We start from the raw sequence: 12,003 nt of genomic DNA, 5'->3' as shown, positions 1-12,003 counted from the left end.
CTCCGTCTTCAGACGCGCGCCGCGTCGGTGCCGAGTTCGGCGGCCACTTCGCGCACATTCAGGGCTTGCGGCGGCAGCGGGTCGTGCGGGCGCGTCTCCAGCCAGAATCGGTACATCAGGTTCTTCGCGGTATCGAGGCGGTACGTGCTCGTCGCGCGCATGTCGGACAGCGGCTGGTAGTCGCGCTCGAGCGCCTGCATCGCGGCCTGCGCGGTGGCTTCGTGCCACTGCGCGCCGTCGAGCACGGCTTCCGTCTGGGTCGCGCGCTTCGGCGTCGCGGCCATCCCGCCGAACGCGATGCGCGGCTCGCGGATCGTGTCGCCGTCCGCGATGAACGCGAACGCCGCGCACACGGCCGAGATGTCGGAGTCGAACCGCTTCGACAGCTTGTACGTGCGGAACCGCAGCTTCTCGCGCGCGCCGGTGCGGGTCGGCACCTTCAGGCCGACGACGAATTCGTGCGGCGCCATGTCCTTCTGCTGATAGCCCGTGTACAGCGCCTCGAGCGGCAGCTCGCGCACCGTGTCGCCGCCGCGCAGCACCACGCGCGCGCCGAGCGCGATCAGGCCCGGCATCGAATCGCCGATCGGCGAGCCGTTCGCGACGTTGCCGCCGATCGTGCCCGCGTTGCGGATCGGCAGCGACGCGAAGCGCTTCCACATCTCGGTCAGTTCCGGATACTGGCCAGCCAGCGCCGCATACCCTTTCTCGACCGTCACGCCCGCACCGATTTCGATCCAGTCGTCGCCGTGCACGATGTTCTGCAGTTCGGCGATCTGGCCGACGTAGATCAGGTCGTCGAGCCGGCGCATCTGCTTGGTGACCCACAGGCCGATGTCGGTGCTGCCTGCCAGGATGCGTGCGTCGGGCCGCTCGACCTTCAGCGCGGCCAGCGCGTCGAGCGTGCGCGGCGCCGCGAAGCGCGCGCCGTTGATCGTCGTGTAGTCGAACGTCTCGTCGCGCTTGAGCGACGCGAGCGTGCGGGCCAGCGCGGCCGTGTCGATCGGCACAGACGGTGCCGGCGCGTCGAACATCTGCACGGCCGCATCGACGATCGGACGATAGCCGGTGCAGCGGCACAGGTTGCCTGTCAGCGCATCGGCGATCTCGGTGCGCGTCGGCACGTCCTTCGCCTTCGCGCACGTGCCGGCACGGCCGCAGCCCTCGTGGCCGTGCTTCTCGTACAGCGCCCACATCGACATCACGAAGCCGGGCGTGCAGAACCCGCATTGCGAACCGTGGCAGTCGACCATCGCCTGCTGCACCGGATGCAGCGCACCGTCCGGCTGACGCAGGTCCTCGACCGTCAGCAGCGCCTTGCCGTCCAGCGTCGGCAGGAACTGGATGCATGCGTTGACGGCCTTGAACTCGACCGCGCCGGCATCGGTCAGCTCGCCGACGACGACCGTGCACGCGCCGCAGTCGCCTTCCGCGCAGCCTTCCTTGGTGCCGGTGCAATGCGCGTCCTCGCGCAGGTATTGCAGCACGGTGCGGGTCACGTCCGCGCCGCTGACTTCGCGGATCGCGTGACGATGGTAGAAGCGGATCGGCTCACTCATGTCTCGATGGTTCTTCAAATGGGGGGCAAGGCGGCCCGCGCTGTGCGCTCGACCGACGTTTTTCTGACAGTTTGCACGCTATCACCATCAAATTTCGCAACCCATAGCCCATCACGCATGGGGCCCATATAACTGCCGCGATATGAGCGCCGGGCCGGCCCGACGGCCTTTCCACACGGCGCTCCCAGCCCCTTCTCTGCTTCCCCGCAACCGCCCGGGATCCTGGAAAACAGGTCGCGATTAACTAAATGGTACCTGCGTGAAAACCGGTTCCATGGGAAAATCCCGATTCCCTTTTTCGCCGTCCTCTGCCCGTTTCGTTCATTCGTTCCGACCCCATGTCAACCGATTCCGCCACACCGCCGCGCAGCGGGTTCGCGGTCACGCTGCAAATCGTGTCCGTCGTCTGCTTCACGTTCATCTGCTACCTGACTATCGGGCTGCCGCTCGCGGTGCTGCCGGGCTTCGTCCATGACGACCTCGGCTTTTCCGCGATCGTCGCGGGCGGCGCGATCAGCGTCCAGTATTTCGCGACGCTCGCGTCGCGGCCGCTCGCCGGGCGCCTGGCCGATACGCTCGGCCCGAAGCAGACGGTGTTGCGCGGGCTGGTCGGTTGCGGCGTGTCGGGGGTGCTGCTGCTCGTCGCGCTGCTGCTCGCGCACTGGCCGGTCGCGAGCCTCGTGCTACTGGTCGCGAGCCGGCTCGTACTCGGCATCGGCGAGAGCCTGTGCGGCACCGGCGCGATCCTGTGGGGCATCGGCCGGGTCGGCGTCACGCACAACGCGAAGGTGATCTCGTGGAACGGCATCGCGACCTACGGTGCGCTCGCGCTCGGCGCGCCGGTCGGCGTCGCGATCGCGAATACGCTGAATCCGGCGCTGATCGGCGTGCTCGTAATCGCGCTGGCCGCAATCGGCTTCTACCTCGCGCGCCTGATCGCTTCGGTGCCGCTCGTGCACGGCGAACGGATGTCGTATGCGAGCGTGTTTACGCGGGTACTGCCGCACGGCCTCGGCCTCGCGCTCGGCTCGGCCGGCTTCGGCTCGATCGCGACCTTCGTCACGCTGTACTACGCGGCGCGCCACTGGCCGAACGCCGCCCTGTCACTGACCGTGTTCGGCACGCTGTTCATCGGCGCGCGCCTGCTGTTCGCGAACACGATCAAGACCTACGGCGGCTTCCGCGTCGCGATCGTGTCGTTCGCATTCGAATGTTCGGGCCTGCTGCTGCTGTGGCTCGCGCCGGTGCCGCACATCGCCCTCGTCGGCGCCGCGCTGACCGGCTTCGGCTTCGCGCTGATCTTCCCGGCGCTCGGCGTCGAGGCCGTCGCGCTCGTGCCGCCCGCGAGCCGCGGCGCGGCGCTGTCCGCGTACTCGGTGTTCCTCGACCTGTCGCTCGGCATCACGGGCCCGCTCGCCGGCTATGTCGCGGGCGCGTTCGGCTATCCGCAGGTGTTCCTGTTCGCGGCGGTGGCGGCTGCCGCGGGCGTCGCGCTGTCGATGGTGCTGTACCAGCGGCAGGCGCGGGTCGAAGGTAGCGGCGCGACGGCATAAGGACAGAAGAGGGTAATGATCGGCGAACGCTGTGCGGAACGCGTTCGCGAACCATCGCCCGCGAGTCAATGACGCCCGCTCTTTGCGGGCGTCATTGGCCTCACTGGATCGCCCGGCTTCGGGGCGTTACACGAGGGTCGTCACAAAGCTTTTGACATCCGCCCCGACACAGGGGAACCAGTTCGATATCAATCTGATACAAGTCTAGCGTTCCGTCGCTCTTTCGCACCATCTCATCGGTGAATGTCTTTTTTTCGACGACGATGTTTTCACTCTTGATTCCCAGTTGTTTTAGATATGCGCCAATTCCCATGGCGCGCTCATCTTTAAGCCGTTCACCGCTCCGTTCTTTCGTATAAGCGCCGGATATTATGACGGCTTGAATTTCGACGCCTGGCCAATTTTTTGCCTCGATTACTGCGTCGGCGATTCTTAGCCTGTCGGCATTGGAAACGGCAATGCCGTTTAGCGGCAACGAGATTCGAACCGACTCGCCTATGGTGCATGCGTGTGCAGGCGTGATGCCAAGGTATGCGAATAATGCCAGCATCGCTGATGCGCTCCGGATGGCATCTTGGATGTGAGTCTTCATTTCATGACCGTCCTGTCGAAGGTAGCAATGTATCCCGTAATGCTATCCGCGTTTCGGATCGCGCCATCGGGATTGCTCATTGCAAAAATTCTCAATCCGGATTCCGTATCGGAATACGCAATGTCATCCGAATCGAAAGTGTCGATATAGTGCGTGCATTCGTGAATGAGTGTCTTGACCTTCGCCGCCGTCCACAAGTCGCCGTTTGAAATCGTACAGAACTTCGAATAGATAGCAATAATTCGTTTTTCGGAGTCTGGCTTGCATACTCCAGCCGTGTTGCTGCCATTGTCGGGTATCACACCGCAGGTGAGTTGCTTGTTCATCGCGTCATCCCATCGAACAATTCTCTCCGGAACAAGCTCTTGCATCGCGTTGAGCAGCTTCGGAAGCCCGATCGCCAGGGCTGTTCGGATGTCGTCGTCGGCACGGCCGAAGTAGAGGCGGGCACGCGCCTGTTCCGCTACGTTCCACGTAGTCACACCCGCGATACGCTGTTGTATCAACGAAATCGCCGCATCGCGGGCCTTCATGACTAATTCCCTGAACGCCTTGTTGGTCATGTTCGCGCATATGGGTGTCGTGTTGATGGACACATAGACCATCGACCCCGGATTGGTATTGGTGACGGCCCCCGAATGGACGAGGACCCATTCTTCGTTTTCCTGAACTTCGAAGTCGTATTTATTTCCCGAAAAACCGCTCATTGCGTCAATGCCTCTTCGTATGGATTTTCAAAGATGCTGCGGCATCGGTGGCAATTCGCTCTGTTTGCCCGGCCGCGTCCGTGGTGCCTGCGAAGATCTGCCCGGTGTCGGTGACGATTCGATAGCGAACGTTGGCGAGCGGGCGGTGTGCATCATCGAGCAAGGTAAATTGCTCGTCATGTACGGCATCCGACGAGGCAAACGGCAGATGGGCTGCACCAGGTTTGCGCCCATTCAGCGTCGCAATTTCGCCCGCAGTAAAAGTCATCCGCATGCCGCGCTCAGCGTAGAAGATCGGCGGTGGGTTGCATCCGCAGACATTGATATCCCCGCTCAATGCCCACTGTTTGCCGTTCGGGCCGGTGCCTGGCCAGCGCGGCCCTTGCGGTGCGATATACCCTTCACGCTTGCAGGCCGAACAGTAGGTCTTCATATCCAGCGTGGCGATATGAACCATCGGCGGCGGATTGGAACAGGTCACGCGGTCGAGGCCTTCGACAATCACGGCTTCCCCGGCGCGGTCGCCTTTGGCAAGAAAGTAGCGAATCATGGACGCTACCTCAGCGGGGCATGGACGAGCGGGTGACGACGCTAAATACAACGGACGACGCCATGCCTTGTCGGTCGGGACTATCGGTGATCGTGTCGCCGTTATCGAGTTCGCTGCCAACGAAGGCGAGCGGCGCGAAGTCGGCCCGGTCGGCCAAACCCAGACCGGTCGTAACGCGCGCGGTTGAGCCGTCGGGATAGCGGATCAGGTCGCCCATCGTGGCAGCTTTGCCCAAGTGTGGCGCTACTTCCCATGTGCCGGACGGCTCGCGTAATGCACCGCCGCGCGCTGTTGTCGCGCCACGTACCGCCAATCTATAGGCATGCGGTGCGGGTGGCGGCACATAGGTGGGATCGAACAGGCCCGCAACGCTTTGCCCCTCCCGCACGTGAATGCCCCACGAAGTGCGCAGCGTTTCGGTAATGCGGTCGCCGTTGCTCAACCGGCTGCCCACTAACGCGAATGGCTTGCCTCCGCTATGGTTGTCTCCCGCGCCGTCGATAATCGCGGCCTCGCTACCGTCGTCGTAGGTCACTACATCGCCGACGCAGGCGACTTCCAATCCGGCCAATGTCAGGCCGCCGGTTGCGGTGGTGACACGTCCACCGCGTTCCGTGAGCGCGCCAACGGTGGCGAAAAGATGGGTCGGTGCTTTGAGTTCGTTTTTCATCCGGCTTCCCTGTCTCAGTAAATGGAATGGCTGCCTAGAGACGCTATTCCAGATCAGAAACGTCGATCAATCGGACGAATATGATTCGGCACCCATAACAGATGTGAATTGTTCTGTTTTACCGTTTGAATCGACCTAGCGCGGGAATACGCCGGGGGGATCGGTGCGATAGCTTGATTTCTTCGGGGTTGCTTTCCATCCGGCAGCCAACTTGCTCATCCCGGCCGGGTGCGCTTGCCGGTGATTCGGTCTCAAGTCGAAAACCAATCATTCACACGTGAGGGAACACCTTCCCCATCGGAGGGTCGTCCTCCGGATAGAACGTCGGATAACCGCGCTCTTGCGCGTCGCGGTACCCGGCACGCCGATCACGCCGCCCGCAGAAACAACCGCCGCGTCAGGTCGAACGCGACCAGGTTGCCGGCCACCACCAGCAGCAGCCCGACCACCGCGAGCGGCGACCACTGGTAGCCCTCGAACACCGTCGACACGGCCAGCGCGACGATCGGGAACAGCACCGTGCAGTACGCGGCGCGCTCCGGCCCGATCCGGCCGACGAGGGTCAGATACGCGGTGAAGCCGATCACCGAGCCCGGCACGGCGAGATACACGAGCGCACCGAGATAACGCGGGCTCGTGTCGAGCGTGAACGGCATCCCGGCCACCACGCTGCCGACGGTCAGGATTGCCGCGCCGATCAGCATCGCCCAGCCGTTGGTCGCGAGCGGGTGCAGCCCCATCGACTGCATCCGGCTCGACAGCAGGTTGCCGATCGAGAAGCACATCGTGCCCGCGAACGCGATCGCGAGCCCCGTCCACGTCGCGTGGTCGTCGAGATGGCCGGCCATCTGCTGCCAGAACAGGCACGCGATGCCGGCCAGCCCGAGCAGCGCACCGGCAATCGCCGACGGCCGCAGCGGACGGCCCATGAACAGCCGTCCGTTGATCGAGTTCAGCAGCGGCGCGGTCGAGAAGATCACCGCGACGAGGCCGCTCGGCACGACCTGCTCCGCATAGTAGAAGCACAGGAAGTTCAGGCAGAACAGCGCGAAGCCCTGCGCGAGGAGAAAACGCCACGCTTCGCGCGGCGGGCGCACCGGCCGGCGCATCACGCGCAGCAGCGCGAACAGCACGGCGGCCGCGAGCCAGAAGCGCCAGGCGATCGACACGGGCGGCGGCACGGCGCCGAGCTGCCATTTGATCGCGATCCAGGTGGTGCCCCAGATCAGCACGGTGACGAAATAAAGCGACAGGTTCATGGCGGCAACGATCCAAAAGGCAGGTGAAACGGATCCCGACTATGCCGCCGCCCGGCGTGCGCCGATTGTCCGGAATTGCGGTCTTTTTCGGGCCGCCGCACGCGGCGCCGCGCGCCCGCTTATACTCGGCCCATCATGAGCCTCTCCCTTTCCGCGCCCCCCGTCGACCACCCTACCGCCCTGGCTGGCGGCGATCTGCCGTTCGGCCTGCAGTCGGTCTGCCGCACGCTCGCGGACGCGAACGCGACGCTCGAGCGCTTCGCGTGGCTCGGCGACCATCTGGCGATCGCCGAATGGACGCGGATCACCGACGAAAGCGAGACGGTCTACGAGCAGCCGGGCCACCACACGCTGTCGTGCTACCTCGACGGCGGTTACCGGACGGAACGCCAGCGCGTGCCGCGCTACGGCGCGCCGAGCCTGCTGTGCGCGCTGCCGGGCGACCACGAATCGCGCTGGTGGGTGCGCGGCGAGATGCACTTCATCCACCTGTATTTCCTGCCCGAACACTTCACGCAGCGCGCGATCCGCGAACTCGACCGCGAGCCGCGCGAGCTGAAGCTCGCCGACCGCACTTACTTCGAGGATGCGCGCGTCGCCGCGCTGCTGCGCTCGCTCGCGCTGGACGGCTGGGACGATGCCGACGAACGGCTGCGCGTGAACGAGACCGCGCACGAGGTGCTGAGCCTGCTGCTGCGCGGGCAGAGCACGACCCGCACCGACACGTCGTTCCGCGGCGGGCTCGCACCGGCCGTGCGCCGCCGCGTGCGCGACTACATCGATACGTACCTGACGCAACCACTAACGCTCGGCGAACTCGCCGACGTCGCCGCGCTGTCCGAGTACCACTTCTCGCGGATGTTCCGGCTGTCGTTCGGCCGCGCGCCGCACGCGTGGGTGGCCGAGCAGCGCCTCGCGCGGGCCCGCGAGCTGCTGCGCACGACGGCGCTGCCGCTCGCGCAGATCGCGGCCGACTGCGGCTATGCGAACGCCGGCCACTTCAGCCATCGCTTTCGCGACGCACATGGCACGACGCCGAATACGTACCGGCGCGCGATGCAGGGCCGCTGAGCGCGGCCCCTTTTTCCCGTTTCCCCGCTTACGCGCCGCGCCGCGACAGTTCCTGTTCGAGCGCCGCGACGCCGGCCGGCAGGTCGACCGGCACCTTCAGGTCGACCATCGTGCGGCCGAACGCATGCAGCGTGCGGAACAGGTTGTGTTCGCGGCACTGCTCGCCCATCTGCCCGATCCGTACGATCGGCAAGCCGAACGAGCCCGAAATCTCGACCTGGTACTGCTTCGAGATATGGCCGCAGACCATTCCCGGCGTAAGCCCTTCCGGCGTCTCGATCCCGACCACTGAATTGAGCCGGCAGTCCTTCGGCGCATAGAGCTTGAGCCCCATCGACTCGACGCCCGCCTGCAGCGCGAGCGAGCAGCGCAGGTGGCGCGCGAAGCGGCTTTCGAGCGTCTCCGCGCAGACGAGCCGCAGCGCTTCGTGCAGCGCGAGCACGCCGGACACGGGCGCCGTGTAGTGATAGCCGGCGTTGTGCCAGAAGTTCTCCGCGAGCGCCATGTCGAGGCACCAGTGCGCGTTCGGTTCGGGGCGATGCTTCATGCGCTCCCATGCGGCGTCGGAGAACGCGATCAGCGACACGCCCGGGATCGACGACAGCCCCTTCTGGCCGCCGGTGATCACCGCGTCGATGCCCCACGCGTCCATCTCGAGCGGCATCGTCGACAGCGTGCACACCGCGTCGACCACGACCAGCGCGCCGGCCGCCTTCGCGAGCGCCGCGATGTCGCGCAGGTCGCGATTCCACACGGTGTTCGACGTCTCGCCCTGCACGATCGTGACGATCTCGGGCCGCTCGCGCGCGATTGCGTCCGCGATCTCGTCGAGGCTGGCGACCGCGCGGTCGGCCACTTCGAGCGTCGCGACGTCGGCGCCGACGCGCGTGGCCATCTCGGCCATCCGCGCGCTGAAGAAACCGTTGCGGATCGACAGCACGCGCGTGCCGCGCCACGCGAGGTTCGAGATCGCCATTTCCATCGCGGCCGAACCGGGGCCCGCGACGCCGAGCACCCACTTCGTGCGGGTCTGGAACACGTAGCGCGCCATCTCCTTCACCTGCTCGACGATCTTCGCCATCGTCGCGCCGAGGTGGTTGATCACGACCGTGTTCGCCTTCGCGACGGCGGCCGGGATCGGGACCGGGCCGGCCCCCATCATCAGCAGCGGTTCTTCGGGCAGGATCGCGTCGAGCGGCACGACGACGGGACAGGGAATCGGCGAGTAATCGATGGACATGGCTGGTAAAAGGTGAGGAAAGGAAGGGCACGGACGCCCGCCGCGCTGCATGGCGAACTAATCGATCATTCCGCGTTCCGCCGCCTCGCGCAAGAGGCACGCGCGGCCGGACAGCGCGATGGTGGCCCGGTCGCCGAACCGGGCCAGCCGGCCGTGCGCGGGTCGCACACCGGTCATCCGGATTGAAAACGGATTGCCGGCCAGGGTGTGAAACGGTTCCACTCGAGCGCCAAGCGCACGATTTTCTCCGCCAATAACACCGCACTCCGTCAACGTCGCCGCTTCAGCGCGACTTCCGTATCGATTGAAATAGACCAGATCCGTGATGAAAATCATCACGCGGAATCCGATACGCAAAACCCTCGCACAATCCAAAACATCCATTATTGCGGCATGAATTGGGGCGCGCTTCCTTCCAATACCTGAAGAAACTCACACAAATAGCTCACAACTCGTTGAATTAAATAGACAATATTTGCATCCAACATGCTTGCCGAATATCGTGCCACCTTTGAACGGCAGGCATGCCAGACAGCACTACGTTTAACGCGTTACTCCCGATTTCGATTTTCCGCAACCCGCCGCTTTTCTCAGGTTGACGGATATCGCGCTGTATTGAACAATCATCTGCGGAATCGAAGAAAACGATTTTTCGATACGACGGAAAACTGAGGGCCGCGCGATGCGCTTTCGATGTCGCGCGGCGTAAAGCCACAACCATAATCAATCAACCGGGCCAGAAATACGCAAGCCATGAACCAGATTCAGACCATGCGTGTATTCGTCTGCGTCGCCGAGCAACAGAGCTTCCGGCGCGCGGCGCACCATCTCGGCGTGTCCAATGCACTCGTCACGCGTTCGATCGCGATGCTCGAGGGCCACCTGAACACCCGGCTGATCCACCGCACTACGCGGAACCTGTCGCTCACCGAGGCCGGCGTGCGCTACCTCGACGGGTGCCGGGCGCTGCTCGAGGAATTCGATCACCTCGAATCGTCCGTCGCGCATGCCGTGCGCGAACCGGCCGGCACGCTGCGCGTCGTCGCGTCGGGCCTGCTGTCGCCGCTTGCGCTGACGCCGCTCGTCAGCAGCTTCCGGCGCCGCTACCCCGAGTTGCGCGTGCAGCTGACCGTCGCCGAGGGGCCGCTCGACGTGCTCGATTCCGGGTACGACGTCGGCATCGTCACGGGCAACCGGCTCGACGGCAACCCGACGCTGATCGGCCACGCCCTTTCGCCCAACCCGTTCGTTGCGGTCGCGGCGCCGGCCTATCTCGAGCGACGCGGCGAGCCGCGCCTGCCCGACGACCTGCCGGGCCACGACTGGGTCACGCTCGCGCCGCACCAGCATGCGCCCGCGTGGCAACTGGTCGGCCACGACGGCGTCGCGCATTCCGTCACGGTGCGCCCGGCCTGCACGGTCAACCAGCTCGCGCTCGTCCACGCGGCCGCCGTGGCCGGCGCGGGCATCGCGGTGCTGCCCGAGCCGTGCGTCGCCAGCGCGCTCGCCAGCGGCACGCTCGTGCGGCTGATGGCCGGCTACCGGATCGACGATCCCGACACGCAACTGTCGCTCGTCTACCCGAATCGCCAGTACGTGCCGGCGCGCACGCGCAGCTTCGTCGAGCACGCGCTCGATCACTTCAGCGCGCAGCCCGCCCGCGAACGCAGCGATTACGGCTTCCTGCGGCCGTCGCGCGGGCCCGACCGCTCCGACATCGTCACGGGGCTGCAGTAAACTGCGCGCGTCAGCCTTCGGAGGTGCAGCGTGCGCGTGATCCTGTTCAGCAGCCGGCAGTACGACGACGATTCGTTTGCTGCCGCCAACCGGCGGTTCGGCTATCGGCTGCACTTCCAGCCGTCGCACCTCGACGCGGAAACCGCGATCCTCGCGCATGGCTATGACGTCGTCTGCCCGTTCGTCAACGACACCGTCGACGCGGCCGTCCTCGAACGGCTGGCGGACGGCGGCACGCGCCTGATCGCGCTGCGCTCGGCGGGCTTCAACCACGTCGACCTGGCCGCCGCCGAGCGGCTCGGCATCACGGTCGTGCGCGTGCCCGCCTATTCACCGCACGCGGTTGCCGAGCACGCGGTCGCGCTGATCCTCGCCCTCAACCGCCGCCTGCCGCGCGCCGTCGCGCGCACCCGCGAAGGCGACTTCTCGCTGAACGGCCTGCTCGGCTTCGACCTGCACGGCAAGACCGTCGGCGTGATCGGCACCGGCATCATCGGCAGCGTGTTCGCGAAGATCATGATGGGCTTCGGGATGCATGTGCTCGCGCACTCGGTGCCGCCGTACAACGACGAGCTGATCGCGTTCGGCGCGCGCTATGTCGCGCTCGACGAATTGCTGCACCACGCCGACATCGTCAGCCTGCACTGCCCGCTGCTGCCGTCGACGCACCATCTGATCAACGAGCGGACGCTCGCGCGGATGAAGCACGGCGCGATGCTGATCAACACCGGGCGCGGCGGCCTCGTCGATGCGCAGGCGCTGGTCGACGCGCTCAAGAGCGGCCAGCTCGGCCATCTCGGGCTCGACGTGTACGAAGAGGAAAGCGGGCTCTTCTTCGAGGATCACTCCGACCTGCCGCTGCAGGACGACGTGCTCGCGCGGCTGCTGACGTTCCCGAACGTGATCGTCACGTCGCACCAGGCATTCTTCACGCGCGAGGCGCTCGCCGAGATCGCGCACACCACACTGTTGAACATCGAGGCGTGGCATGCCGGCACGCCGCAGAACGTCGTGACCGCGAATCGCTGAGAAATCGACGAAACCGGCTCGTTTCATGGCTGCAAG

At 65.3% G+C, this 12,003-nt stretch carries 12 protein-coding genes; 4 read left to right on the top strand and 8 right to left on the bottom strand.

What is annotated here, in order from left to right:
* Positions 1–8: 8 nt before the first annotated feature.
* Positions 9–1,559, bottom strand: a complete 1,551-nt coding sequence (gene xdhA, locus LGM56_RS10415; RefSeq protein ID WP_226204464.1) for a xanthine dehydrogenase small subunit — start codon at positions 1,557–1,559, stop codon at positions 9–11.
* A gap of 338 nt (positions 1,560–1,897) precedes the next feature.
* On the opposite strand from xdhA, the gene LGM56_RS10410 reads away from it, so the two are divergent.
* Positions 1,898–3,112, top strand: a complete 1,215-nt coding sequence (locus LGM56_RS10410; RefSeq protein ID WP_226204462.1) for an MFS transporter — start codon at positions 1,898–1,900, stop codon at positions 3,110–3,112.
* Between the two features lie 100 nt (positions 3,113–3,212).
* Here the strand turns inward: LGM56_RS10410 and LGM56_RS10405 are convergent, their stop codons facing one another.
* The 5 genes from LGM56_RS10405 to LGM56_RS10385 form a co-directional block, all read right to left on the bottom strand.
* The gene (locus tag LGM56_RS10405; protein ID WP_144023037.1) at positions 3,213–3,704 is read right to left on the bottom strand and encodes a hypothetical protein; all 492 of its coding nucleotides are present in this window, start codon (positions 3,702–3,704) and stop codon (positions 3,213–3,215) included.
* Complete coding sequence (locus LGM56_RS10400; RefSeq protein WP_089494187.1) at positions 3,701–4,411, bottom strand: M35 family metallo-endopeptidase; 711 nt, start codon at positions 4,409–4,411, stop codon at positions 3,701–3,703. Before LGM56_RS10400 ends, LGM56_RS10405 begins: the two co-directional genes overlap by 4 nt.
* 4 nt (positions 4,412–4,415) lie before the next feature.
* Positions 4,416–4,961: a hypothetical protein gene (locus tag LGM56_RS10395; RefSeq protein ID WP_089494186.1), complete on the bottom strand. Its 546-nt coding sequence runs from the start codon at positions 4,959–4,961 to the stop codon at positions 4,416–4,418.
* A 10-nt stretch (positions 4,962–4,971) separates the two neighbouring features.
* A complete protein-coding gene (locus LGM56_RS10390) occupies positions 4,972–5,631 on the bottom strand; it encodes a PAAR domain-containing protein (protein ID WP_226204460.1) in 660 nt (219 codons plus the stop codon).
* Between the two features lie 368 nt (positions 5,632–5,999).
* Positions 6,000–6,890 (bottom strand): DMT family transporter, encoded by an 891-nt coding sequence (locus LGM56_RS10385; RefSeq protein ID WP_174946126.1) that lies wholly within the window; start codon positions 6,888–6,890, stop codon positions 6,000–6,002.
* Positions 6,891–7,025: 135 nt separating this feature from the next.
* Here LGM56_RS10385 and LGM56_RS10380 point away from each other — a divergent pair, with 135 nt between their 5' ends.
* The gene (locus tag LGM56_RS10380) at positions 7,026–7,961 is read left to right on the top strand and encodes a helix-turn-helix domain-containing protein (protein ID WP_089439334.1); all 936 of its coding nucleotides are present in this window, start codon (positions 7,026–7,028) and stop codon (positions 7,959–7,961) included.
* 28 nt (positions 7,962–7,989) lie between these two features.
* Here LGM56_RS10380 and LGM56_RS10375 read toward each other — a convergent pair whose 3' ends face one another.
* Together LGM56_RS10375 and LGM56_RS10370 are read right to left on the bottom strand one after the other, a co-directional pair.
* Positions 7,990–9,201 (bottom strand): pyridoxal-phosphate-dependent aminotransferase family protein, encoded by a 1,212-nt coding sequence (locus tag LGM56_RS10375; protein WP_226204458.1) that lies wholly within the window; start codon positions 9,199–9,201, stop codon positions 7,990–7,992.
* Between the two features lie 57 nt (positions 9,202–9,258).
* Positions 9,259–9,537, bottom strand: a complete 279-nt coding sequence (locus LGM56_RS10370) for a hypothetical protein (RefSeq protein WP_179254797.1) — start codon at positions 9,535–9,537, stop codon at positions 9,259–9,261.
* 417 nt (positions 9,538–9,954) lie between these two features.
* Between LGM56_RS10370 and LGM56_RS10365 the strand changes: the two genes are divergently transcribed.
* Together LGM56_RS10365 and LGM56_RS10360 are read left to right on the top strand one after the other, a co-directional pair.
* Positions 9,955–10,938, top strand: coding sequence for a LysR family transcriptional regulator (locus LGM56_RS10365; protein WP_089494183.1), 984 nt, complete (start codon positions 9,955–9,957; stop codon positions 10,936–10,938).
* A 30-nt stretch (positions 10,939–10,968) separates the two neighbouring features.
* The gene (locus LGM56_RS10360; RefSeq protein WP_089430677.1) at positions 10,969–11,967 is read left to right on the top strand and encodes a 2-hydroxyacid dehydrogenase; all 999 of its coding nucleotides are present in this window, start codon (positions 10,969–10,971) and stop codon (positions 11,965–11,967) included.
* The last annotated feature ends 36 nt before the right edge of the window (positions 11,968–12,003 follow it).

This window comes from Burkholderia sp. AU38729 (assembly GCF_020419725.1).
Lineage (GTDB): Bacteria > Pseudomonadota > Gammaproteobacteria > Burkholderiales > Burkholderiaceae > Burkholderia.
Note: the sequence above shows the minus strand (reverse complement) of the source record. Positions and strands in the feature narration are given on the sequence as shown.